General features: G+C 58.4%; 23 protein-coding genes and 1 pseudogene. 10 read left to right on the top strand and 14 right to left on the bottom strand.

Annotation, left to right across the window (positions count from 1 at the left end; translation table 11 throughout):
- Window position 1 precedes the first annotated feature (1 nt).
- Entirely contained in the window at window positions 2-691 is a 690-nt protein-coding gene (locus ABOK31_RS24030; protein WP_174182233.1) for a carbonic anhydrase, read from the bottom strand.
- Between the two features lie 636 nt (window positions 692-1,327).
- Here ABOK31_RS24030 and ABOK31_RS24025 point away from each other — a divergent pair.
- The 3 genes from ABOK31_RS24025 (at window position 1,328) to ABOK31_RS24015 (ending at window position 5,017) form a co-directional block, all read left to right on the top strand.
- Window positions 1,328-1,603 (top strand): hypothetical protein, encoded by a 276-nt coding sequence (locus ABOK31_RS24025; protein WP_174182231.1) that lies wholly within the window; start codon window positions 1,328-1,330, stop codon window positions 1,601-1,603.
- A 213-nt stretch (window positions 1,604-1,816) separates the two neighbouring features.
- Window positions 1,817-3,064: an efflux RND transporter periplasmic adaptor subunit gene (locus ABOK31_RS24020; protein WP_349959141.1), complete on the top strand. Its 1,248-nt coding sequence runs from the start codon at window positions 1,817-1,819 to the stop codon at window positions 3,062-3,064.
- Between the two features lie 9 nt (window positions 3,065-3,073).
- Window positions 3,074-5,017 carry a MacB family efflux pump subunit gene (locus ABOK31_RS24015; RefSeq protein ID WP_349959139.1) on the top strand — a complete coding sequence of 648 codons (1,944 nt, stop codon included), beginning with the start codon at window positions 3,074-3,076 and terminating at the stop codon, window positions 5,015-5,017.
- Between the two features lie 18 nt (window positions 5,018-5,035).
- Here the strand turns inward: ABOK31_RS24015 and ABOK31_RS24010 are convergent.
- From ABOK31_RS24010 to ABOK31_RS23975, 8 genes and pseudogenes are all read right to left on the bottom strand, one after another.
- Window positions 5,036-5,173: pseudogene (locus ABOK31_RS24010) on the bottom strand (IS630 family transposase); the annotation flags it as partial.
- Between the two features lie 331 nt (window positions 5,174-5,504).
- Entirely contained in the window at window positions 5,505-5,921 is a 417-nt protein-coding gene (locus ABOK31_RS24005) for a DUF3830 family protein (protein WP_349959138.1), read from the bottom strand.
- 82 nt (window positions 5,922-6,003) lie between these two features.
- Complete coding sequence (locus ABOK31_RS24000; RefSeq protein ID WP_174182223.1) at window positions 6,004-6,732, bottom strand: amino acid ABC transporter ATP-binding protein; 729 nt, start codon at window positions 6,730-6,732, stop codon at window positions 6,004-6,006.
- Window positions 6,729-9,650 (bottom strand): FAD-dependent oxidoreductase, encoded by a 2,922-nt coding sequence (locus ABOK31_RS23995; protein ID WP_349959137.1) that lies wholly within the window; start codon window positions 9,648-9,650, stop codon window positions 6,729-6,731. Before ABOK31_RS23995 ends, ABOK31_RS24000 begins: the two co-directional genes overlap by 4 nt.
- Before the next feature lie 2 nt (window positions 9,651-9,652).
- Window positions 9,653-10,543, bottom strand: a complete 891-nt coding sequence (locus ABOK31_RS23990) for a dihydrodipicolinate synthase family protein (RefSeq protein ID WP_174182218.1) — start codon at window positions 10,541-10,543, stop codon at window positions 9,653-9,655.
- A 16-nt stretch (window positions 10,544-10,559) separates the two neighbouring features.
- Window positions 10,560-11,252: an amino acid ABC transporter permease gene (locus ABOK31_RS23985; protein ID WP_075854636.1), complete on the bottom strand. Its 693-nt coding sequence runs from the start codon at window positions 11,250-11,252 to the stop codon at window positions 10,560-10,562.
- A 70-nt stretch (window positions 11,253-11,322) separates the two neighbouring features.
- Complete coding sequence (locus tag ABOK31_RS23980; protein ID WP_349959135.1) at window positions 11,323-12,159, bottom strand: ABC transporter substrate-binding protein; 837 nt, start codon at window positions 12,157-12,159, stop codon at window positions 11,323-11,325.
- Between the two features lie 106 nt (window positions 12,160-12,265).
- Window positions 12,266-12,919 carry a GntR family transcriptional regulator gene (locus ABOK31_RS23975; protein ID WP_174182212.1) on the bottom strand — a complete coding sequence of 218 codons (654 nt, stop codon included), beginning with the start codon at window positions 12,917-12,919 and terminating at the stop codon, window positions 12,266-12,268.
- A 110-nt stretch (window positions 12,920-13,029) separates the two neighbouring features.
- Here ABOK31_RS23975 and ABOK31_RS23970 point away from each other — a divergent pair, with 110 nt between their 5' ends.
- On the top strand, window positions 13,030-13,698 hold the full coding sequence (locus ABOK31_RS23970; RefSeq protein ID WP_349959133.1) for a GntR family transcriptional regulator: 669 nt from the start codon (window positions 13,030-13,032) through the stop codon (window positions 13,696-13,698).
- A gap of 57 nt (window positions 13,699-13,755) precedes the next feature.
- Here the strand turns inward: ABOK31_RS23970 and ABOK31_RS23965 are convergent, their stop codons facing one another.
- The 4 genes from ABOK31_RS23965 to ABOK31_RS23950 all read right to left on the bottom strand — a co-directional run bounded on the left by ABOK31_RS23965 (window position 13,756) and on the right by ABOK31_RS23950 (window position 16,774).
- Complete coding sequence (locus ABOK31_RS23965; RefSeq protein ID WP_349959131.1) at window positions 13,756-14,547, bottom strand: amino acid ABC transporter ATP-binding protein; 792 nt, start codon at window positions 14,545-14,547, stop codon at window positions 13,756-13,758.
- The gene (locus ABOK31_RS23960; RefSeq protein ID WP_174182206.1) at window positions 14,544-15,212 is read right to left on the bottom strand and encodes an amino acid ABC transporter permease; all 669 of its coding nucleotides are present in this window, start codon (window positions 15,210-15,212) and stop codon (window positions 14,544-14,546) included. The genes ABOK31_RS23965 and ABOK31_RS23960 overlap by 4 nt, the downstream gene beginning before the upstream one ends.
- The gene (locus ABOK31_RS23955; RefSeq protein ID WP_349959129.1) at window positions 15,209-15,850 is read right to left on the bottom strand and encodes an amino acid ABC transporter permease; all 642 of its coding nucleotides are present in this window, start codon (window positions 15,848-15,850) and stop codon (window positions 15,209-15,211) included. Before ABOK31_RS23955 ends, ABOK31_RS23960 begins: the two co-directional genes overlap by 4 nt.
- A 96-nt stretch (window positions 15,851-15,946) precedes the next feature.
- Window positions 15,947-16,774: a transporter substrate-binding domain-containing protein gene (locus tag ABOK31_RS23950; protein ID WP_174182202.1), complete on the bottom strand. Its 828-nt coding sequence runs from the start codon at window positions 16,772-16,774 to the stop codon at window positions 15,947-15,949.
- Window positions 16,775-17,004: 230 nt separating this feature from the next.
- Between ABOK31_RS23950 and ABOK31_RS23945 the strand changes: the two genes are divergently transcribed.
- The 4 genes from ABOK31_RS23945 to ABOK31_RS23930 all read left to right on the top strand — a co-directional run bounded on the left by ABOK31_RS23945 (window position 17,005) and on the right by ABOK31_RS23930 (window position 20,689).
- Window positions 17,005-17,748 (top strand): UTRA domain-containing protein, encoded by a 744-nt coding sequence (locus ABOK31_RS23945; RefSeq protein WP_174182200.1) that lies wholly within the window; start codon window positions 17,005-17,007, stop codon window positions 17,746-17,748.
- Window positions 17,745-18,686, top strand: coding sequence for a LysR family transcriptional regulator (locus ABOK31_RS23940; RefSeq protein WP_349959127.1), 942 nt, complete (start codon window positions 17,745-17,747; stop codon window positions 18,684-18,686). The genes ABOK31_RS23945 and ABOK31_RS23940 overlap by 4 nt, the downstream gene beginning before the upstream one ends.
- A gap of 111 nt (window positions 18,687-18,797) precedes the next feature.
- A complete protein-coding gene (locus ABOK31_RS23935) occupies window positions 18,798-20,138 on the top strand; it encodes an LLM class flavin-dependent oxidoreductase (protein ID WP_349959125.1) in 1,341 nt (446 codons plus the stop codon).
- An 11-nt stretch (window positions 20,139-20,149) separates the two neighbouring features.
- On the top strand, window positions 20,150-20,689 hold the full coding sequence (locus ABOK31_RS23930) for a flavin reductase family protein (protein WP_349959123.1): 540 nt from the start codon (window positions 20,150-20,152) through the stop codon (window positions 20,687-20,689).
- Here ABOK31_RS23930 and ABOK31_RS23925 read toward each other — a convergent pair.
- Window positions 20,666-21,829 carry an aminotransferase gene (locus ABOK31_RS23925; protein ID WP_349959121.1) on the bottom strand — a complete coding sequence of 388 codons (1,164 nt, stop codon included), beginning with the start codon at window positions 21,827-21,829 and terminating at the stop codon, window positions 20,666-20,668. The genes ABOK31_RS23930 and ABOK31_RS23925 overlap by 24 nt on opposite strands.
- 96 nt (window positions 21,830-21,925) lie before the next feature.
- Between ABOK31_RS23925 and speB the strand changes: the two genes are divergently transcribed.
- Both speB and ABOK31_RS23915 read left to right on the top strand, forming a co-directional pair.
- Complete coding sequence (gene speB / locus ABOK31_RS23920; protein WP_349959119.1) at window positions 21,926-22,981, top strand: agmatinase; 1,056 nt, start codon at window positions 21,926-21,928, stop codon at window positions 22,979-22,981.
- Window positions 22,982-24,003: 1,022 nt separating this feature from the next.
- On the top strand, window positions 24,004-24,612 hold the full coding sequence (locus ABOK31_RS23915; protein WP_349959118.1) for a DUF2026 family protein: 609 nt from the start codon (window positions 24,004-24,006) through the stop codon (window positions 24,610-24,612).
- Window positions 24,613-24,747 lie beyond the last annotated feature (135 nt).

Here is a 24,747-nt window from a genome sequence, read left to right as displayed (position 1 = left end):
CCTACTCCGCGGCTTGCGGGATCACATGCGGACGACCGCGACCCTTAACCGCGACAGGCAAGGGCCTGTCCTCAAGGATTTCCGTGAAGCGAGCGGCGGCACCGTCATAGACGAGCACCTCTCCCGTCTCGATATCGAAGAACCAACCATGCAGGGTAATGTCGTTGGTCGCCAGCTTGGCCGCGACCGAAGGATGTGTGCGCAGATGGTCAAGCTGGACAACGACGTTTTCCATGGCGATGGCGCGAACCCTTTGGCGCTCGGGCAGATCAACAGGATAGGCTTCGCAGACAATCGAATGGGCGGCATGGCTGTGTTTCAGCCAGGCAGCGACATTCGGCATCGGCTTCAGGAGATCGGGATGGCAAAGCCCCTTCATCGCACCGCAATCGGAATGCCCGCAGACGATGATATCACGAACGCCGAGTGCGACGACCGCATATTCTATCGCCGATGACACGCCGCCATTGGCCGTGGAAAAGGGAGGGACGATATTTCCGGCATTCCGGCAGACGAAGAGTTCGCCGGGACCAGATTGCGTGATCGTTTCAGGCATCACCCGGCTGTCGGCGCAGGAAATCATCAGCGCTTGCGGCTGCTGCCCCTCCTCTGCCAGCTTGCGATAAAGTGCCTGATGGTCTGGAAAGACGGCACCGCGAAAGCTGGAGATACCTTTAAGCAAATCACCCATTGTCGAGTCCTTGTGATGGGCCGGACGGCAGGCAGGGGGCGTACCCATGCCCGGCGGGTTGGAATGCGCGATCATTTCGCAAGTGCGAGATAGGTATGGGCGGCGGGAAGAAAATAGCCTTCGCAAATTTAGGTTGCTCTAATTTATAAAAATCTTGTGAGTGGCTTGTGAGATGTTTTCAGTTGACCGTCGAAACATGCGCCACTCCAAAGGTGTCGCTTGGCTGATTGGCGGGTGCCGGCCGACTCGGACATTTGGTCCGAATATTGTGATACAGCGGCAGTTACGAGTTGCATCGTCGATTGAACGATATGGGGAACTTCATGCTGCATGACGTTTGAACCGTCTCGGCAAATCAAGATCAATTGGTCTTTGAATAGGTTAGCTTATCCACTCGACAAGGTATGCCCGTGCCGCCGTTCGAAGGCGCACGTCATCTACCTAAAGGAATCTTGCTTGCCGGAGGGACCGTCCGATCAAGAGGATAGAGTCCGACAGTCCGATTATCGATTGGTGCAAGCTGGTCCACAAAGAGTGCACATCCGTGCAGATTGCAGGGTCCCCGCTCGACCCCCCATCGACTTCCGATAGTCAACTGCTATCAGCGGCTGTTTCATCAACACGGAGGATCCTCCTTTGCGTAAGAAAATCACCTCGATCGTTTTGGGCTGCGCGCTCGCATCTGCGTCTCTGCCCGCCATGGCAATCGCCAGCATTCCGCATGCGGCCGACAACAGCCTGACCGACGTTGCCGTCCCCTCGCAGAAAGGCGCATTGCAGCTTTCCGCAGCCCGCATGTCCGCTGAGCCGGTACAAGTGGCGCTGGTGAATTCCTGCTCGGATGCATGGTACTGGCGCAGCCTAATTGAAGAATTCACCTGCGGCTTCTCGGGCCAGGGTTGGATCAACTGAACAAGGACTGCGAAAGAGCGCCCGATCGGGGCGCTCTCTCACGATCACGATCAATCTTGGGAGAGTAGAATGCGGCAATTGCGTTATTGCCTTCCAAAGCCGCTGCTCGATCGACTCCGGCCAACCTGAGGGAGCGAACGATGACGATGCAGATCCGGACTATTCCTTGAGCAAGGTTCACGACAATTCCTTTCCCCGAGTGCCTCCTGCGATATGTCACTTCAGAAAAACAGCCCTTCCCGCGAAGAACAAAGCCGCTTCTCACCTGAGCGTCGTTACGAGCTGGATACGATACCCGCCGTTGAAACCAGCAGGAAACATGGCCGAGGCTGGTTGCGCCTGATCGCTCTGCTTGCTGTCGCAAGCACGGGCTATTGGTTTTGGAACCAATATTCCACTGGGCCGGCCGCGAGTGCGAAGGTGACGCAACCTGTCGTTCGCGGCGATATCGAAAATAGCGTAACCGCCGTCGGTAAGCTGGAAGCGGTCAAGTCGGTCGATGTCGGTGCGCAGGTCTCCGGCCAGTTGAAAACGCTTTATGTCCAAATCGGCGACATGGTCACTCAAAACCAGCTCATTGCCGAAATCGACCCAGCGCCTATAGAGCACAAGCTTGAAATCGACGAGGCCGAACTTGCGATGCTCGAGGCGCAGCGCATCGCAAAAAAGGCGCAGCTCGCCCTGAAACAAACCAATATTGATCGGCAACACACATTGGTCGCGGCCAGAAGCATGGCGCAATCGTCGCTGGATCAAGCCGTTGCGGATCTTGCCTCGGCACAGGCCGACTTTGACGCGACCGAGGCACAGATTCGTAAGCAGCAGGCAACGCTTGGCAGCGACAAGGTCGATCTCGGCTACACGAAAATCTATGCGCCCCTCTCAGGCACCATCGTCGCCAATCCCGCAAAACAGGGACAGACTCTCAATGCGAACCAGACTACGCCCACCATTGTCACCATTGCCGACCTGTCGACGATGGTCGTGAAAGCGCAGGTCTCCGAAGCGGATATCGGCAAGCTAAAGCTCGGCATGCGGGCCTACTTCACTTTGATCGGCGAGAGCGGCAAGCGGTTTCCCGGAACGCTTCGCCAGATTCAGCCTATGCCGAGCACGGACAATAACGTCGTGCTCTATTATGCTCTTTTCGATGTGCCCAACCGCGACGGCGAACTGATGATGTCGATGAGTGCGCAGGTCTTTTTTGTAAAGGCGGCAGCGACCGGTGTTTTGCTGATCCCCGCCGCGGCGCTCCATCCAGTTGAGGGCAAGCCCGGGGATGTGCAGGTATTCGTGACGAACCAAAACGGCAGCATCGAAGCGCGTCACGTCGACGTCGGCATACGCAACCGCGTGAATGTAGAAATCAAGGACGGACTTCGCGAGGGTGAGGCTGTCGTCGTCAATGACGACGGCAGGAAGACGCGCACCGGCGACACGCGTCCCAGCTCGCTGTTCTAAGAGAAGCCGATGCCTGTGCTCCTCTCGCTGAGAAATATCTCCAAAAGCTACGTGAACGGCGATCTCTCCACCGCTGTCCTGCACGATGTTTCGCTTGATATCACTGCCGGCGAATTCGTGGCGATCATCGGCCAGTCTGGTTCTGGCAAGTCGACATTGATGAACATTCTCGGCTGTCTGGATCAGCCGAGCGGGGGTGAGTATCGGATCGACGGCGAGCCCGTGTCGCAACTTCAAGACGACGACTTGGCCACCCTTCGCCGCAAAACCTTCGGCTTTGTCTTTCAAAGCTACAATCTCATCGCGACCGCGACGGCAAAGGAGAATGTCGAAGTACCGGCTATTTATTCCGGCATGTCCGCGCAGGCGCGACACGAGCGCGCCGATGCGCTGCTGCAGTCCCTGAACCTCGCAGACCGGCTGCATCATCGTCCAAGCCAGCTTTCAGGCGGCCAGCAGCAGCGCGTGTCGATCGCGCGCGCGCTCATGAACGGTGGCCGCGTGATCCTGGCCGACGAGCCGACCGGCGCCCTCGACAGTGCAAGCGGCAGCGATGTCATGGCACTGCTGCGCAGCATGAACGACAAGGGTCACACGATCATCGTCGTCACGCATTCACGGTCCATCGCCGAACAGGCCGACCGGCTGATCGAGCTTCATGACGGCCGGATCGTCAGCGATCGGAGACGAAAGAAACCGGAAAGCATGGTCCGCTCCCCGCTAGCGGAGCAGCCAGCGGTGGAAGGATCGGCGGCGATCGCCGACATGGGCGAAGCGGTCAAAATGGCGCTGCGGTCGCTGCGCGCCAATCTCTTCCGGACGGTCCTGACACTGCTTGGCATCATCATCGGCGTCTGCTCGGTCGTCGCCATGCTGGCGATCGGAACGGGCGTGCAGGAATCGATCCTGAATCGTATCACGGCAATGGGCTCGAATCTGCTGATCGTGCACCCGAGCATGGCCAGCTTCCGCGGCAATATCGACAATGCCGGCGCCACATTGATATCTGCCGACGCCGACGCGATGCTGGCCATCCCCAACGTCGCCTTTGCGGTGCCGGAAATGCAGAAAGCAGTCACGATCCGCCGCGGCGGCACAGACTACCGCACCACTGCCAACGGCATCGTACCCCAGTTCACGGCCGCGAAATCCTGGCAGGTCCTGCGCGGAGAGTTTCTGAACCAGCAAGACGTCGACGGTTATGCGCCGGTAGCGGCACTTGGCCAAACCGTTGCCAAGGCGCTGTTTACGGAAGGCGAAAATCCGATCGGACAATATGTTCTGGTTGACCAGGTCCTGTTCCAGGTGATCGGGGTCATGACGGAAAAGGGAGCTGGCGCCGGCATAAACGACCAGGACGACGTCGTCCTCGTACCGCTGACAACCGGCAGCGTGAGACTGTTCGGCGCGCAAAACGTCCGCAGCATCACCGTTCAGGTAGAGGATAGCGCCGCGATCGAAGCCACCGAGAATGCAATACAGAAACTGCTGGATGAGCGCCACAAGCGCCAGGATACGCAAGTAACCAATATGTCCTCGGTAAGGGAAACCTTTGCCAATACCTTTACGACGATGAAGCTCTTCCTGGGATGCGTCGCGGCGATCTCGCTGGTGGTGGGTGGAATCGGGATCATGAACATCATGCTTGTCAGCGTCAGCGAGCGCACGAGGGAAATCGGCGTTAGAATGGCGACCGGCGCGCGTCGTCGTGATATATTGTGGCAGTTCATCACCGAAACGTTGGTCGTTTCGATCGTTGGCGGGATAATTGGCATTGCATGCGGCATCGGCATCGGTCTTCTGGCTCGTCTCGCCGGACTGCCGGTGAGCTTTACCCCAGGTCCTATACTTCTCGCGCTTGCCTGCTCGTTTCTAACGGGGCTTCTTTTTGGCCTGTTGCCAGCACACAAGGCATCCCGGCTGCATCCAGCCGTCGCCCTCAGTTCGGATTAAAACTGGAGCAAATCCTGTTCAATCCGGGTCATATTCGACGGCTCTGAAGTGGTTGGCACATTCTGCATGCGTGACGCGGGGTATCAAAGCGCCGACTGCGTCGCACAGCGCATCGATCTTTCGCTCCGCGCGGCCTTGCAGCATGGCTTTCAATTCGTCGCTAATCTGCTTGTGAAAATGGATCTTAGGCCGACGCGAATGGCGACTAAGAGCTTCGAGGCGCTGATGTCTGCCGTGGAGATGGTCCGGCACGACGCGCCAGAAGTGCTTAAGGCAATCTTGGGTGCGAACCCGTATGCAGGGGATGTCCTCAAGCGCCTCAAGTTACTTACCTCTGATTTAGAGGAGCCCACGTAATTGTGGAACCGATCTTGAGATTTGACGAAAATCTCTCTCGCACTTACGGGGGTATCCACAGATGTTCAAGGGTCATGAGTGGGATCCTCAGCTCGATGAAATGCTCCGGAATCTAACCGTCTGCTTCAACTTACACGGAAACTTGCTCGAACCGGATGCTCTGCGCGCCTTCCCATAATACCAAGCGGCCCAGTTCGGGCAGCTTGTCGAGGTTCGATGTGAGCGTGATGAAATGATTTCCGGCGAGCTGCCCCATCTTTGACGAGAAATCGACACCGCCATAGGCGAGCAGGATTTCGGTTTCGCTGATACCGCCGGGATAGAGGATAACGTGGCCGGGGGCCGGATGGCTGGTATGGTTCTCGTAAGGAACGCCGAAATCTCGCTCCCCAAGCGGAATCCACACGCCCTCACCCGACCAGCGCACATGGACGATTTTTCCTTCGAAGGGCATCGCCTTCATAAATGCCTCGCAGGTCTTGGGCGCCTTTGCCGTCTCCAGCATGGCATCGAATTCAAACGGGCCGGCAGTGATCTTCAGTTTCATTCCACTCTCTCTTGCTCTGGTTATCTCTGTTGTGGTCGAGTCCGGCAGCAGCCGTATGGTTTCCGCGGCACGCGGGCATCCATCAGTGCCGAAGGATCTTGCCGAGAAAGGCTTCCGTTCTCGGATTGTGACTAGCGGTGAAGAATTCTTCACTCGGCCTGTCTTCAACGATCTCGCCCTGGTCGACGAAGATGACGCGGGTGGCCACACGGCGGGCAAAACCCATCTCATGGGTCACCACCATCATCGTCATTCCGTCCCTTGCCAGGCCCGTCATGACGTCAAGCACCTCGGACACCATTTCCGGATCAAGCGCAGATGTCGGCTCGTCGAAAAGCATTGCCAAGGGGTCCATGGCGAGCGCGCGGGCTATGGCCACGCGCTGCTGCTGGCCGCCGGAAAGCTGGCTCGGAAACTTCTTCGCATGATCGATCAGGCCAACGCGGTCGAGCAGTTGCATGGCCTTGGCTTCGGCCATCGCCGGGCTACGTCCGAGCACGATTTTCTGAGCCAGCATGATGTTGTCGAGGATGCTGAGATGCGCGAAGAGTTCAAAATTCTGGAAAACCATGCCGACGCGAGTACGCAGGTTCGGCAGATCCGTTTTCGGATCGCCCACCTCGATCCCGTGAACCTGAATGGACCCCTCCTGGAAGGGCTCCAGGCCGTTGACGCATTTGATCAAGGTCGACTTACCCGAACCGGATGGGCCGCACACCACGACGATCTCGCCGCGCTCAACCTTGACGCTGCAGTTCTTCAGGACCTGAGAGGTGCCGTAGAATTTGGAGACGCCGTTGATCTCGATCATGAGCGGCCTTTCGTAAAACGAGTGATGGAAAAGGGTTGCAGCGCCCTGCCGGTCTCACGGCCAAGGACGATCTGCGCGGTAAGCTGGCCGACCAGGGGGCCGAGTGTATAGCCGTTGGAGGTCACGGCGTTGAAGAAGCCGGGCTGCAGCGGATGTTCACCAAGGATGGGGGCGCCGTCGATATTGATGTTCATCGCCGCCCAGCTGCGGATGACGTGCAGCTTGCGCAGCGCCGGAACCACATGCTGGGCCACCCAGAGATTGCCCTCAAGGCTCGACAGCAGCGTGCGAGGATGCTGATGCACCGGATCAAGGCCTGCTGTCCAGCCGCCGCCGATGATGAAATTGCCGTTGCTCGCCTGCTTCAGGGTCAGATGCCGGTCCGCATGGGCGACTAGGCAGGATATCAGCGGGGCAGCAGCCTCTGTGACGACCATCTGCAACGGTGCGCCGAACACGGGAATGTCTAGCCCGAGCATGGCACCGATGCGCGAAGAAAAGGCGCCGGCCGCATTGACGATGCGTTTCGCCCTGATGATGCCGCGCGATGTCCGTACCTCAAAGCCGGACGCCGCAGCAGTGATGGCGACGACTTCGCATTTCTCGATGATGCGGGCTCCCTTTGCACGCGCGGCATCGAGGATATGCTGGGTCGCGACGAGCGGGTTGATCTTGCCTTCCTGTGGACAATAGGCAGCCCCGACGAATGCGGGTGACAATGCCGGCTCCAAAGACCGCAACTCGTCTCGATCGATCAGACGGCACTCGATACCGGCGCGTTGCTCGACGACGACCTTATCGGCAAGGAAGCGCATATGCGCCTCGCTCTCGGCAACCATCAGGCCGCCGGTCACCTTCATCTCAAAATCGCAACCGAGCTCCCGCTGCAAGGCGGCCCAAAGGGCGATGGAATCGCGCTGCAAGGGCAGCGTCTGGGCCGCCGGCCCGCCACCACCTTCGGCGCGCACGCCGTGATCGAAGGATAGAAGCTGCGCATGCAAGCTGCCGGCATTGCCTCCGGAGGCAAGCGAATTGGCAAAGGCGCGTTCGACAACCGCAACGTCCTCACCTTCTCGCGCCAGGAAAAGCGCGGTCGATAGACCGGCGATCCCTGCCCCGATTACCAATGTCGATGTTTCACGGAACGGCAAAGGCTCAGCCGATTGCAACGGCTGCCTCTCGGGCAGCATTGCCCGCTTGTGCCCTCCCCATTCGGGCTTTTCGACAGCGAGCGCGGCCAGCGGAATGGGCCGCAACGGCATTTGCGGCGCCAAAAAACCCTGCGTCTCTCCGGCGTTGCGCCTCTCGCCTGCGATCTTAGCCAGCGCATGACCACAATAACGGCTCTGGCAGCGTCCCATGCCAGCACGCGAAAGTCGTTTCAACGTGGCGATATCCGCTGCGCCTTTTGCAATGATCGCCTTTAAAGTGCCCGCCGCTACACCTTCGCAGCGACAAATGATCGTCCCATCGGCAAGCGTCTCGCCTCGATCGACGGTTGCCGGCTCGAAAGCCTTCCACAGAGCAGCCTGGAAGGTGCGATGGCGGGCAAGCCTGCGCTCTGCCTCACGATCGGGTGCGCCGCCAAAACCCAGCTTGCGCGCAACCGCGAGCCCGGCCAGCCGACCCTGTGCTTTGGCGATATGAGCACCGCCAAAGCGGGCGGCCTCGCCGACGATATGGATGTGAGGAAGCGTGGTCTCGCCGTCATCGGCACCCTGAACCACCAGATCGCCACCAGCGACCGCGTGGCCACAGCCAAGCAGGCGCGCAAGCTCGTTCGAGGAGGCAAAGCCGCCGCCGATCAGGACAGTATCGGCATCCAGTGTCCTGTCACCTTTCGGGCCGGATATGATGACTGAGTGGACGCCGGCGGGTCCATCGATGGAGGCAATCCTGCTTTCCCAGCAGATTGGGATACCGGCTGCCTGCAAAGTCGCAAGCTGCCGGGCACCGTGGATGGCAACGCCGCCACCGAGCTTCAATAAACTCAAGGCTTCGAAAGGCTTCGACCATGGCGACGCTGCGGCTTCGACCAGCGCGACCACCGTGCCGCCCGCCCTGCGGATCTCGTTGGCGACCTGGATATTAAGAGGCCCGTTGCCGGCAATCAGGATCCTGCCGCGAGGTACCGTGCCGTAGCTTCTAAGGAGGGTCTGCGCCGCCCCTGTGGTCATGACGCCCGCACGCGTCCAGCCTGGCACCGGGTATGGCCGCTCGTAGGCACCGGTTGCAATCACGATCATTCGAGGCTTGCAATAGAATGCGCCCGACGGATTGTAGCAGGCAATGATGGTGCCGCCTTCACCGTTTTCAGCGCCCCAGACAACCGTTTCGCCGATCAGGGTCGCTCCAGCCTCGCCGGCACTTCGGATCAGGTCCAGTCCTTCGCGGGCCTGCGCATCGTGTTCCAGCTGCGCCACGGCCGTCGACGTCGCAGGCTGTTTATAATATTGGCCGCCTGCAATCTTGCGTTCATCAACGATCGTGACCTTGGCACCGGCGCTTGCAGCCGCTTCTGCAGCCGCAAGACCGGCTGGTCCAGAGCCAATGACCAGCAGATCCATCTCGATAGTTGCGATCGATCCGGGGACATTGGAGAGATCTGCAATGTCCCTCGACGCGATAGCTGGACGCGAAGATGGCCTGCGAACCTGCATGCCGGCCTCGACGGTGATCATGCAGGCGCGTTGGCTGGTTTTGCCGTCGACCGTCACGAGACAATCCTGGCAAGCCCCCATACCGCAGAAAAGCCCGCGCGCCTCGCCCTTCAATCCGCGCGAAAAGCCGTGATGCCCGCCAGCCTCGATCGCGGCGGCAATCGTCATGCCGCGCTCGGCATGAAGAGAACGGCCATCGACGAAGAATTCGATGGTCGATTCAGCCACAGATCGAGGAGCGGTTGACACGGATGGCATCCTCAGGCGTCGAATTTCAGGCTGAAATCCTGAACCAGTTTTTTCATGGCCGCATCCTGCTCGGCGGGTAGAGGCAGACGCGGCGGGCGCGGCGCACCGGCGCCAAAACCCATATGCCGCAACAGCGACTTCGAACCGGCGACATAGGCCTGCCCGCCGACGGCCTGAATGATCGGCAGCCAGTGCAGATAAAGGGCGCGGGCCTCGTCGATCTTCTTTTCGTCAGCCACCAATTCGAAAATGCGCGCCATCGGCCCTGGAGCAACGTTGGAAGCGACCGCCACCCAGCCCTGCGCACCCATAACAAAGGATTCGAAGCCGAGAATGCCGCCGAAGACCGTCATATTGTCGCCTGCAAGCCGGATGATATCACGCACGCGCGTGACCTCCAGCGTCGACTCCTTGATATAGTCACAGCCGTCGATTTCAGCGATCCGCTCGACCAGCTCCGGCTTCAGGTCGACATTGGCCGTTGCGGGATTGTTGTAGACCATGATGGGAATGGAGATCGATGATGCGACGGTGCGATAGTGGTGCACCAGTTCGTCATCGGTCGGGGTCGAATAAAAAGGCGGGATAATCATGACGCCGTCGGCACCCATCGCTTCCGCCTTGCGGCTCAGACGAACACATTCCCGCGTGTCTTCCGCACCGGCGCCGATCAGCACCGGCACGCGGCCGGCCACGGTTTCGATCACCGTGCGTGCGACGCCGTCGCGCTCGTCCTCGCTGAGCGAGAGAAATTCTCCCGTCGACCCCAACGGTATCAATCCGTGGATGCCTTGGCGAACCTGCCAATCGGTGAAGGCGGCGAGCGCCTTCAGATCCACCGCGCCATGCTCGTCCAGCGGCGTGATCATCACAGTATAGACACCGCGAAATTTCTTGGTCATGTCGATTATCCTGCTTCTAGCGCTTTTCCGTCATGGACAGCCGGGAGTCTGCCTGACCGAAGCGTTTCTCGATGTGGCTCTGGAAAAAGTCCCAGAGCGTGGTCAAAAGGAGGTAGTAGATGGCAGCTACCGAGAAGAGCTCCAACACCATGAAGCGCTCCTGGATAAGGACCTGAGTGCGGCGCAGAAGTTCTTCCATGGAGATGACCGAGGTCACCGACGTCGTTTTGAGAAGACCGTTGACCGAATTTCCAAGCGGCGGAATGATCACCTTGAACGCCTGCGGCATAACGATATGACGCATGATCTGCCGCTCGGTCATGCCGAGCGCGCGTGCGGCTCTCGCCTGCCCTTCGGGAACGGCTTCGATACCGGCACGAATGATCTCGGCCAGATAGGCTGCCTCGTTGAGCGCCAGCCCGATCAGTGCCGCCTCGACAACCGAAAAGCGGATGCCGAACTGCGGCAATGCCGTGTAGATGGCGATCAGTTGGACAAGCAAGGGCGTGCCGCGGAAAAGCCAGATATAGGCCTTGGCTACCAGCTGAACCAAACGCGCCTTGGAACGCCGCATCAATGCCAAGGCAAATCCGAGGATCAGGCCTGCACTCAGCGAGACCACCGTCAGCCATATAGTGGTGAAGACACCCCCGAGAATGAACGGGTTGAAGAGGTATCCGAAGAAACCCGACCAGCTCCAAAGCTGCATGAACGTAACCTTCCTTCCGAAGCGCGCGGCCAAGCCGCGCGCAGCCCTTCCGATGGACCGATCAGTCCAATCAGCGGCCGGGTCCCTTTACGGAATAGTCGCCCGTCACCATCGGCAAGCCATACTTGTCGAACAATGTCTTTAGCGAACCATCGGCCTTCATTTCCTTCAAGGTCGCCGAAACGGCATCGGCAAGCTTGGAGTTTTTGAAGGCAAGAGCGACGGGGGCAGGATAGAGGCCACTCAGGGCGCGCTTGAAGTCGCCGCGCGCATCGTAGTCCTTTGCAACGGCATCGATCGAGACCACGCCTTGAACCTGACCGGCGCGAAGGGCCTGGTAGGCGAGCGCGAAATTGTCAAAGGTCTGGATCGTCAGGCCCGGCTTGCCAGCATCCCGCAGTTCCTTGTCCAGCAGACGCGTCTTGGTTTCCTCGAAGCCGCCGATTTCCACACCGATCGTCATGCCGGCCAGATCGTCCTTGGCAGCGATCTTCTTGTCGTAACCGGGCGCGACGGAGACACTGATCGCCTGATCCTCGTAAGGAATCATCTGCATGATCTTGGCTCGTTCTTCGGTAAAGAAGATGCCGGTATCGATCATATCCCAGCGCCCGGACTGCAAGCCCGGCACCATGGCCGAAAACTCGATGCGAATATATTCGGGCTCAAGGCAGAGACGTTTGGCGATCTCGGTGCCAAGTTCGATGCGCATGCCTTTCAGGTCGCCGCTGGAATCGACGAATTGCAGAGGCGGCAAGGTCGGGTTCGTCGACATGACGAGTTTGCCGGGGGTAATCAGATCACCTGCCGCGACCTTCGGCGTGCAGGATTGAGCGAGAGCGACTGATGTCGTCAAGGATAGAAGCGAAGCGGCGAGCAGGCCGCGTGACATTGAAAATCGAAACATGCTGACCTCTGGAGTTATTTTTGTTATGCCCAGACACTTGCATTCATCTGGGATCCCAGTTTTATACAACACTTTCCCATCGATGCAAGAGATGACTCGATTGCCGTCAGAAATTTGTAAGAACGCCTTGGCGAACCGCCTCGAGATGACGCGTCATCGCTTGACGCGCGGCCTCGGGATCGCTGCCCGCCAAGGCGGCAAGAATGCCGCGATGTTCGGCAACGCCGGGCTTGGCCCGGACGACGGCCATCTGCCGCTCGAAGATCGTGGTATAGCGGCGCATTTCGCCGATCGTTGCCGCCATGAAACCATTGCCGCTCGCGTCGGCAATCGACATGTGCAAGGCATCGTCGAACTGCCAGACAAATTCCGGATCAGGCTCGGCATCCGCCTCGATCGCATCGAGCATCGCTTCCAGCGAATGCAATGTCGTCACAGCCATGCGCCCTGCCGCAGCGGCGGCGGCGCTGGGTTCCAGCAACATGCGCATCGCAAGGCTATCGAGATAATCCTTCAGGGTAATGACGCGCACGCACAGTACGCCCTTGTCGTTGCGGACAAGCAGCCCCTCGCCTTCGAGGCGTCCGAGCGCATGGCGCATCGGCGAGCGGGATACCGCATATCGGCTTGCCAGCCGCCTTTGCTGCACCACCGATCCGCCTGCAAGCCGGGCCGAGAGGATTTCCGCGAGAAGCAGCCGATAGGTTTCTTCAGCCAGGCTTTCTTCAGCTGTGTCGTCTATCACATCGTGGTCGTCCATGAGTCCCCTTTTTGCTTCTTCATGAGTTCGGCTATCATATGTAACACCAAGTGCGCCAAGGGAAGCCGGCTGTTGCCAACGGTGCCGACCATACGCAGAGCGAGGAAAAGGTGAGTGACATTCCAATCGTGCAGAACGGCGCTTCAACCAGCGGGCAGCACAATCTCGCCTCGCTTGCATACAAGGCCGTGTCGGACATGATCCGTCACCGCCGGCTGAAAGGCGGCCAGGTCATCGTCGAGGCGAGGCTTGCCGAGGCGCTGGGCATTTCCCGAACCCCGTTGCGCGAAGCCCTGCAGCGACTGGAAGGTGAAGGCTTGGTGCGCAAGGGAGATGGCCGCAACTATATTGTTCGCCATATCGACATCGGCGAATATCTGCAAAGCCTCCGCCTGAGACTTTTGATCGAACCCGAAGCAGCCGTGTTGGCGAACCCCAACATACCGCGCCGGCAACTGATCGTCGTCAGGCGTGAAATCAACGATCTTCTCGATGCGACGGCCTATCACACGGATGCCCATTGGGTATCGGACGACAATCTGCACAATCTCATCATCGACCATTGCGCCAACGCGGTGATGGCGAAAGTCTTGCGAGAGCTACGCGCCACGACGCGACTGTTCGAGATCGATCGACTGAAAGATCGGCTCAAGCCGGATTCGACAGAACACCTGCTCATAATCGAAGCATTGGAACGCGGCGATGTGGAGCAAACACGCCTTGCCGTAGCTGGCCACATAGAAAGTCTTATTGCTTTCGCGAGAGATCAATTGGAATGATCGCTCTCAAAACAATGAAGCTGTCGAACCATGCGGTACCACTCGCCACGGCTGCGCTTAAAGAAGCATCGACGCGCCGCGATCGAGATAGGTGTCCAGAAATTGTTCCAGACGCGGATTTCGCGGTTTCTTGAATACCTCCTGCGGCGCCCCGGTGAACAGTATCTTGCCGTGGTCGAGGAAGATGATCTGCTGGCCGACCGTCGCGGCGAAACCTATTTCGTGCGAAACCACAACCATGGTCATGCCCTCGGCCGCTAGGTCGCGCATGACGTTCAGAACTTCGCCAGTCAGTTCCGGATCGAGCGAAGAGGTCGGCTCATCAAACAGCATGATCTTCGGCTTCAATGCCAGGGCGCGGGCGATCGCCACGCGTTGCTGCTGTCCGCCGGAAAGCTGCGAGGGATAATGCCCTGCCCTCGCTTCAAGCCCCACCTTCACGAGCTGCACCATGGCCGCATCTTCTGCCTGCTTTCGGCTCATCTTGTGAACCGTCTTCAATGCCTCGCTGACATTGCCAAGCGCGGTCATATGCGGCCAAAGATTGAATTGCTGGAACACCATGCCGATCTGGGCGCGGATCGAACGATTGGTAGCCGCCGAAATGCGTTCACGGCGCCCTTGAGAATCCTCGGCAAAGCCAAGGACCTCACCGTTGATGGATATCGTCCCGCGCGTTGCCTCTTCAAGGAAAGCCATGCATCGCAAAAGCGTGCTTTTGCCGGAGCCGGATGGGCCGATGAGACAGGAGACCTGCCCCGGCTCGATGGCGAGATCGATGCCATGAAGGACCGTGGTCTCTCCGAACGTCTTGACGAGATTCCTGACTGCTATAGCGGGGACGCTCATGCGTTGAAAAACCTGAATCTGGAAAGTTTCGTTTCGGCAAGGTTGCCAAGCCAGCCGGTGACTTCGACGAGCACCCAGTAGAAGAGCGCCAGGGCCGAAAGCGCCTCGACGAAGGCATATTGCTGTGATCCGATCGCGCTGAGCGTTGCCGTCAATTCTGGCACGGTGATGATGGAAAGCACCGCCGTCTCCTTCATCAGGATGACGACCATGTTCACGGAGGGCGGCAACACCAGCATGGTCATCTCGGGCAAGAGAATGCGCCTGATGATCTGCCCGCGCGTCAAGCCGACGCATTCGCCAGCCTCGATATGGCCTTTCGGCACAGCCTGAAATCCGGAACGGAAGATTTCGCTGAAATAGGCGGCACCGTAGATCGAAATGCCGATCAGTCCGGCAGGCAGGGGATCGAGTTCGAGGCCGATGAAAGGCCCACCATAGTAGACGAGGAAGATCTGGATGAGAAACGGCGTGCCGCGCAGTACCGCCACGATAGCACCCAGCACCTTGTCGACCACCAGGCCGCCATATTGCCGGGCGATCGCCATCAGGAAGCCGATGACAGCCGCGGCAATGGTGCCGAGAACCCAGATCATGATCGTTACGCCGGCGCCGCTGAGGATCGCAGGCCACTGCCCGATCAGGACGTTGATGTCGAAGGTCATCGCGGCACTCCGGGCAATCTGCTTTCGATCAGGCCGCCGGCAAGCGCCACCACCCAATTGATCAGGAGATAGATGAGGCCCGCCGAGGCGAAGATCTGCAACGGCAAAAAGGTGCTACCAGCAAGATCCTGCGCCATGCGGGTGAGTTCGACGATGCCGACAACGGAGACTAGTGACGATGCCTTCAGAATGAGGATCGCCTCATTGACAAGAGCTGGAAAGGTCAGACGCAGGGCAATTGGAACCTTGATGCGGCGGAAGATCTGGTGCGGCGTCAGGCCAACCATCTCAGCCGACTCCACCAGGCCGATTGGCACGCTGGCAAAGCCGCCGCGCAGATTCTCTGCCTGGTAGGCAGCCGTGCAGAGCGACAGGCCGATGATCGCGGCGACGATGCTCGGCACGTTGATGCCGATGGCTGGAAGCAGATTATAGATCAGCAGCAATTGCACCAGCAGCGGCACGCCGCGAAAAAAGCTGATGAAAATCTGGGCAGGTCGCACGAAAAGGCTGCGCCTCGTCAGCAACATTCCCGAAATAAGGATTGCGATAGCGAAACCGATAAAGATCGACACAAGGCTGATCGTCACCGTGTAGATAGATGCCTGCAGAAGCAGCCCGAAGAGCTCGATGGACATTGTTGAGTTTCGCCCGCGTGGTGACCAGGAAGCCGCGATCTCGGTCTTCGGCCATGCCCGACAGCAGTGTGGGCACGGCCGAAGACCGAGAATTGATCAGAATGCCGGGTCCTTGACAGCGTCAGGCGTATCGAAGCTTGCGCCGAACCACTTCTTCTGCAGCGTCGCCATGCGACCGTCAGCCTTGATCTTCAACATGGCGGCATCGATGGCGTCCATCAATGGCGTGTGATCGGCATCCTTCAGGCCGATAAAGCCGAAATAGGATTTTTTGCCGAAGGGCGGCAGCACGACTTCGAACGTGCCTTCACGCTGTTTGGCGACAAAAGCAATATTCGGCAGCGAGTTGGCGACGCCGGCGATACGACCGGCTGCGAGATCTGCATAGGATTCCGTAAATGCCGGATATTCACGGATATCAGCCTTAGTCGGCAAGGTGTCAGAAAACTCCTTGAGCTGATCGAGCTGGGCGGTCGCCTTGCCGACACCGATCTTCTTGCCGGCAATGTCTTCCGGCTTGTTGATCGTCTTGTCACCGGCCTTCTTCAGGATCGCGATGGTTGCTTCGGCCAAGGGCGGCGTGAAGCGATAGCGCTCCATGCGCTTCTTGGTGATCGTCGCCGGCCCCGCAACGACGTCGAACTTGCCGGCTTCAAGCGCCGGGAAAACGCCGTCCCACGGCAAGGTGACCCACTCGATCTTCACGCCGAGTTCCTTGCCGATCTCATCGAAGAGGTCGACGTTCAAACCGACATGTTTTCCGGCGTCGATGAAATCGAACGGAGCAAAGGCCGTCTCGGTGCCGACCTTCAGGGTGCCGGCAGCCTTGACGGCGGCAAGCGTATCAGCCGCATGGGCCGAAATCGTTGCGCCGAACAAAAGTGCTGCGCCAACCAGCCCCTTCAGAAGCGAATTCTTCCTCATGTTTTCTCTCCAGTTTTGTACCCTTCCTTTGGAAGGTTCAGGTTCCCCAGGCATTGTCCCGTCTAGGCGGATTTCTATGATCCGCTTTTGTCTATACAAATAGATACAGGCCGGCCTACACTGTCAAACACAAAACACAACAGACGCAAGATTTATGCCGCATGATGCCGATGAATCTGGCAGACGCGGCTTCCACGGACACTGAATTCATTGCCGGAGCAAGGTGAGCGTTGGTTCCAATTCATCAGAGAATTCTCAAGGATATCGAAAGTAGGATCATGAGCGGCATCTGGCCGCCCGGTCACCGAATACCCGTCGAGCACGAGTTGCTGAAAGAATATCAATGCTCCCGGATGACGGTGAACAAGGCGCTTTCGACCCTGGCTGAGCGTGGCATGATCATACGTCGCCGCAAGCTCGGTTCCTTCGTCGCCTCGCGGCAGATCGACCGCACGGTCATGGACATCCAGGACATTTCCACGGAAGCGGAGTTGGCAGGGCATCAACACAGTCACACGATGCTGATGCGGAAAGTCGAGAGGCTCGATTCTGCCACCGCGATGCGGCTTGGCGAAACCATAGGAGCGGAAATCCTTCGGCTCCACTGCCTGCATGCGGTCGACGGCAAGGCGAATGCGCTGGAGCGGCGCATCATCATGCTGGACCTGGTGCCATCAGCAAGAGCTGAGAGTTTCGCATCCGTACCCCCCGGCAAATGGTTGCTGGACATGGTACCCTGGTCAAAAGCCCGGCATGTCATTCGTGCCGTCTCGGCTGATGCCACGACGGCGCGCCTGCTTGAAACCGAGCGCGGCGAAGCTTGCCTGACGCTCATCCGCCAGACATGGCAGAGCAGCCGTACGGTCACCTATGTCGAGTTCATCCATCCCGGCGACCGGTTCCAGTTCGCCGGCGACTTTCATCCCAATGAAAGCAGGACCATCGATCAACCGCTACAAGGAAGCGCTTCTTGAACGAGAAACGGATCAACAGGGCAGTTCCGCTCAAGGGCTTGCAGGCCTTCGAAGCCGTCGGCCGTTGTGGCAGCGTGAACGCCGCGGCGGTGGAGCTCAAGGTTTCGCCCGGAGCGATCAGTCAGCAGATCCGGAAGATCGAAAGCTTTCTCGGCATCACCTTGCTCGAGCGCAATGGTCGCACGGTGGAACTCACCCACTGGGGACGGCTCTATCATCAGGAAATATCGAAAGGATTCGAGCAATTCGCAGCCGCGGAACAGATCCTTGAACGGGCACGCAACGAGAATGCCCTTGTACTCAGCGCCCTGTCCTCCGTCGTCAACAAATGGATCGGGCGCCGGATTTTCGACTGGCAGGCCCTTCATCCAAACGCGCATGTCAGGATCGTCGGGCGCGATAAGGAGCCGCGCATGGGCTTCGACGACATCGATTTCCGCATCAGCTACGGGTCGGACGTGCTGCAGCACGAACATTATACGGAGCTGTTCCGCGATTGGGTGGTTCCCGCCTGCTCGCCGGCATTGCTCAAGGGTAAGACGCCTTCTGCCGCGCAATTGCTTGAATATCCGTTGCTGCACGTCGAATGGGAGCGGCATTTCACGCCCTATCCGAGCTGGCTTGAATTCGCCTCCAAAGCGCAGACCGCTCTTGAAGAAACCACTGCCGGCCTTTCCTTTACCTTGTCGAGCAGCGCAATCGACGCCGCCGTCAACAAACGTGGCGTCGTTCTCGCGCAGATGTCGATGATTGCAGATGAGCTCGAGGCGCAAACGCTCGTTATTCCCGTCGACATACGCATTACCTTGCGCGAAAGTTACTTTCTTGCCTGGGATCGGGCCGCCTTGGAAAAACCTCACGGGCGCCAATTTCGCGATTGGCTCGTCAACATCTCCCGCCAGCAGGGCCTGATGTCGGCTCCCGGATCAACATTTTAGAAAAACTAAAACGGAATCCAGTTGCGCGATATTGATGGAATTTTGCGCCTGACGATAATTTGCGCATTCGCCTTCAAGGGGACGGCGTGAATGACATGATGGGAGAGTTCGATGGCACGGACCGACAAGATGAAGCTTGGAACTTTCGTCTATACGTTCGGCTTTCATCCGGCCTCCTGGTTGCATCCGGCAAGCGATGTCAACGGCGCCAACGACTTCGCGCACCTGCTCGATGTCGCCAAACGATCCGAGGCGGCGAAATTCGATTTCATGTTCATGGCCGATTCTCCGGCAGCTGCCGTTGGCGATCCGAATGCGCTTGCCCGCATTCCCACAAAGATGAATCGCTTCGAGCCTCTGTCGTTGCTCTCGGCACTTGCGGTCACGACCAACGATCTCGGTCTCGTGGCGACGGTCTCGACAAGCTACTATGAACCATACAATGTCGCCCGTCTGTTTTCCTCGATCGACCATCTGAGCAAGGGCCGCGTCTGCTGGAATGTCGTCACGTCAGACCATGACGAAACCGGCTATAATTTCAATCGCGAGGGGCTTGATCCGCACGCACTGCGCTACGAGCGTGGCAACGAATTCGTCGACGTCGTGTTCGGCCTTTGGGACAGCTTCGAGGAAGGCGCGCTCCTTCTCGACCGCGAAAGCGGCGTCTACTATGACAAGGACAAGCACCACACGCTCAATCACAAGGGCAAGCACTTTCAGGTTCGCGGCCCCCTCAATATCGCGCGCACGCCGCAGGGCCGTCCTGTCATCGCCCAGGCAGGCGGTTCCGAACCCGGAATGGACATGGCGGCACGCACGGCCGAGATCGTCTTCAGCCTCGCATCGAACATCGAGCGGAACCGATCCTTCTACGACAATGTCAAAAGCCGAATGGCGGCCTATGGCCGCGATAGAGACGATCTGAAAATCATGCCGGGCATCGTTGTCAACGTCGGTGAAACCGAGGCCGAGGCAAAGGCGAAGGTAGACTATCTGATCGACAAGATGCATCCCGATGTCGGGCGATTAATGCTCTCCGAATTCCTGGAGGCGGATCTGCGTGGCGTGGCTCTCGACGAGCCTTTTCCGATGGACCGGCTGCCGGCGGCGCCAAAGGGATCGCGCGCCCTGTTCGATGAACTGGTCGATTTCGTCAAGAGCGGCCACACAGTCGGCGAGCTGATCCGGCACTATGCCGAGAAACACACCGGCAACGGCATAACAGGCACGCCGGTCCAGATCGCCGACTACATGGAGGAGTGGTTCGAGACACGTGCCGCCGACGGCTTTATCCTGATGTTTCCGACCTTGCCGTCCAGTCTCGACGATTTAGTGCGGCTCGTCTTGCCGGAGCTTCGCCGCCGCGGCCTGTTCCGCGAAGAGTATGAGGGCAAGACCCTGCGCGAAAACCTCGGCATTTCAACGCCGGCAAACCGTTTTGCCAACACGTGAGGGCCAGTCCGATGGCTGACGAGGCTCTGATCAGCGACATGGAATTCAGGCTATCCATGCGTCATCTGGCCGGTGCGGTCAGCGTCATAACGGTCGGTGACGGACGGGACCGTACCGGCTTCACGGCAACATCGGTTTCCTCATTTTCGGCGGAACGGCCTTCCGTGATCGTCAGTGTCAACAGGGCCTCTTCCTCCTGGCCGGCGCTACAGCGGTATGGCTGCTTCTGCGTCAACGTGCTTGCGGCCGACCAGCGGCATGTGGCGCAATCCTTCGCCGGCATTGGCGGACGCAAGGGCGCCGATCGCTACGATGGCGCAGGGTGGTATCGCCTCAGGACCGGTGCGGCCGCCCTTGAAAAGGCCCTGACTGTCCTTGATTGCAAGCTCGAAACCGTATTCCATCATCACTCCCACGCCATTCTGGTCGGGCATATCTGTGCGATGGAAATCCGGCAGGACGTCGGACCGCTTCTCTACTGGCAAGGCGGCTATCATGACCTTCCGACGGCTGTCGATGAGCGCTGCCTAGCGGAGCCGATCCGGCAATAACCCGATCGAGGCGACATCGGCATTGGCAAAGGCAAGTCTGAGATAACGCTCCTGCCCTTCCCCGAAATAGGCCCCGGGAATGCAGACAACACCGCGCTCTCTGGCAAGTTCTTCGGCAACCTCGGACGACGATCGATCCGCTAGAGGATGGCGAACAAAGGCGAAATAGGCGCCGATCGCTGCAATCTCCCAGCCAGCCAACCCGGAAAAAGCCAGTCTCAAAGCATCGGCACGGCGGGCGATCTCCAGCCGGTTGCCAGCCCGCCAATCGGCAAGCACCGGCAGAGCCGATGCAACGGCGATCTGAGCGGAACGCGGGGCGCAGATCTGCATATTGTCCATAACCTTGGCGATCTCTGCAATGAGCTTCGGCCCTGCTGTGACGGCACCCAGCCGATGGCCGGGAATGCAGAAGGATTTCGAGAAGCTGTAGAGAAGAACGAGCGTATCCTCCCAGTCTGGTTCCGACAGCAGAGCGTGCGGCCGGCCGTAATCTTCGGCGAGGAAATCGCGATAGGTTTCGTCAACGACCAACCAGGCGCCGTATTTTCGGCACAGCGTGAAAAGCGCATGAAGCAGGCCAGGCGGATAGACGGCTCCGGTAGGATTGTTGGGCGTAACGACGGCAAGCATCTTTGCGCCGGCAGCAAGCGCGGCTTCGGCTGAACCGAGATCGGGAAGAAAGCCGGCGGCGGGGTCGCAGTCGACCAGTCGCCGCCCGATCCCCAGCATCGATAGCGTCGTGTCGTGATTGAAATAGAACGGATTGGTGAGTGCTACGGTATCGCCGGCGCCTGCAAGCGCAATCGTCGTGCACATGAATGCCTGATTGCAGCCGGCCGTAATATGGATATTGCCGGCAGATATGTCAGCGCCGTAAACTTCGGCGACATGGGCGGCATAGGCCTGTCGCAGCAAAGGTTCGCCCTCGATCGGACCGTATCCCGTCATCGCCTGTTGTCCGGCCGCCTCGCCAAGAAGACGCAGCATTTCCGGGTGCGCGGGGTAGCCGGGTACGGCCTGGGACAGATCGATGAGTGGCCCCTTCAGCCCCTTGTAGTCGCGGCCCCAGGCGACGACGGAAGGGATGGGTGGAGCGGAGAGACTGGCAACGAGCGAGTTGGATTTTGCAGCGGTCATATCGATTTCTCTTTGATACCGATTGCTACAACGATACCAATTGCTTTCTCAACCTCTTTGTTGGCTGAGGCGGACCTCAAGCGGAGACGCATGCACATGGTGTGGGACAAGATGCGGCTCGAACAGCTGCGCGCGGAATTCGCAGATGGCAAAGGCGGCGAGATATTCGATGAGAAGTTTCGCAAAGTGGCGGAGAAAATCATCTCGAAGAATGGCACGAGACTGGCGCCATATGCCGGAATCCCGACTTTCCTCAGTGCACCTTACATGCAGGTCGCAGCCGACGAGCCAGACTTTGGCAATCTCCAGGTCGCCATCACGGGAATCCCGATGGATCTTGGCGTCACCAATCGTCCCGGCTCCCGCTTTGGACCACGTGCCCTTCGCACGATCGAAAGGATCGGTCCTTACAACCACGTTCTCGGAACGGCGCCGGTCTTCGATCTTCGGGTCGCCGACATTGGTGACGTGCCGTTCCAGAGCCGCTACCGGCTGGAGCTCAGTCACGACGACATCGAGAAACGTATCGGCCAGATTGTCGATGCCGGCGTCGCACCGCTCTCGGTCGGGGGAGACCACTCCATCAGCCATCCGATCTTGAAGGCTGTCGGCCGGAACCAGCCGGTGGGTCTCATCCATATCGATGCGCACTGCGACACCAGCGGGGCTTTCGATCAGACGAAGTTTCATCATGGAGGACCGTTTCGCAATGCCGTGCTGGATGGCGTGCTCGATCCGACAAGGACAATCCAGATCGGCATCCGTGGCTCGGCGGAATATTTGTGGGAATTCTCCTATGCGTCGGGAATGACCGTGATCCACGCAGAAGATATCAGCGCAATGGGAATTGCAGCCATCGTCGCCAAAGCCAAATCCATCGTTGGTGACGGCCCCACCTATCTCTCCTTCGACATCGACAGCCTAGATCCAAGCTTTGCGCCAGGCACGGGCACGCCGGAAGTCGGTGGCTTGACCACCCGTGAAGTCCTTGAATTGATACGCGGGCTGAAGGGCATAAATCTGGTGGGCGGTGACGTCGTCGAGGTCGCTCCCCAATATGACGCGACGACCAACACCGCACATGCCGGAGCTCAAGTGCTCTTTGAGATTCTGAGCCTCATGGTGTTCAGCCCATCAATCGGCAAACGCTAGGCGCAAATGAGCTCTCGGTAGTGCCGCCCGGAGCCGGCGATCAGAAAATCGCGCTGTGGGCGAGCAATTATTGCGGCTCGAGGCTGCCACGCCAATGGCAGAAAATCGCGAGAAAATGATATCAAATTCCACTGCCTCGGTGGCGCCAGGACCTTTGATTCTTTAATTCCGATATATCGATCAGCCTTTCGACAAAGGATACAATCGCAGCTCTTGATGGGATTGGAACCGGAAGCCGTAGTTCTTTTCAGCGATGAGGCGATTTTTCCAAGCCTTTCAATGAAATTCGTTAGAGGCAGCTTCTACCATGGCGCAACAGCAACGATGTCGCCAAAGTGCTTCGTTCTACGCGGCGAACTTATGTCGTTTTGCACTGAATCGAGTTCTTCCTCACTTTATGTGGTCCATCCGTTGTTAGCGACGGTGTCGCTATGGGCGGGCATACGAACGGAATCGAAATGGTCGCCCGGCCCAGAGGCAAGATACTGGGTGTCGTGCTCACTGTTGATGACGGTTGGATTGTTTCCACATCCGGCTTCACGACCGGTACTTGCCTCGATTGTGGACGTCGAAGCCGAAATCCATCCAACATTGTAGGCATTTTCAACCCCCACTAAGGAGGAGTGCACATATGGTGACAGATCTTCATATTTCATTGGCAACCCGCAAATTCAAAAGATCAATATCTACAGGGCTCTTTCGTCTTGCCTGGAGCGAGGCCATTCGCTTGTCACCCGCAAAAAGGGGCGGCCATGCCGGTCCGGTTCGCCATGCCTAAGGCTGCACAACTTTTCTGCGTTTCCAAGCGAGACCTGCTAAAAAGCATCATCGAACCTATAGGCTGCTTCCTGATCCATCTTCCGAAGCAAGCGTGAAATCCTGCTCTTAGCTCTGGGTACACGTTTACCTTCATTACTCTGCTTAAATCGAATTTGTCGCGGCAACCCGCCGGATATGGAGTTTACACGGCCGCCGCCGTCACTTACGGAAATGTCAACAATCTGGATTAAGGGCGACCGGTGATGTTGATCACGCAAAGCGACTACAATCGGATCTACCGGGTCATCAATAGCCTGCTAGTCAACGAAAACGCCAATGCTGCCACGGCTTCGATGTATTTTAGCACCTTCGGAGCCTTCATCCTTGAACATCACTTCAAGGTCAAGGCAAAGGCAAAAAGCGGGCTAGCCGCTTACAACCTTGACGGAAAGTACATCCTCTTCGCTGACCAGCGCGAGGATGGTTACGTCTCTGGCGCTGGCGAGAACTTCCATTGCTGGGTCGAGGCTGACGATTGGGCGATCGATTTCATGGTCCCTGCATTCTCACAGACCGCGCCGGGTTTGGTGATACCGCCGAAGATGTTTCAGCGGCCGCTCTCATCGATGCGCCAGTCCATCAATGATTTGAGCCAGTCCGGCGACTTCTTCTTTCGTTCTGAACCCGATGCAACGAGCCGACGTTTCGCAGACTGGCGCAAGCATCCGATGATCGGAGACCTTGCCAGCCTTGCCGCGAACTGGTTCCGGAAATCTCCCAGGAAGATGCAGGCATCGATCACAGTGCGGCATCAGGATGGCAAATCCAGCACCGTACCGCTCATCGGCAACTCCCTCATTGGTGCCTGGTAATCGTCGCAGGAACGCGTCCGCAAACGCTTGGAATATCCGTGTATTATTGCTGAATGAACAGCATGGCTGCTTCAAATCTGCTGAAAGTAGCGTCTTTTATATTAAAAACACATCCTAAGGATGCATAATTACGTT

The organism is Rhizobium sp. ZPR4 (assembly GCF_040215725.1).
Lineage (GTDB): Bacteria > Pseudomonadota > Alphaproteobacteria > Rhizobiales > Rhizobiaceae > Rhizobium > Rhizobium rhizogenes_D.
This window is presented reverse-complemented; position numbering and strand designations above follow the sequence as displayed.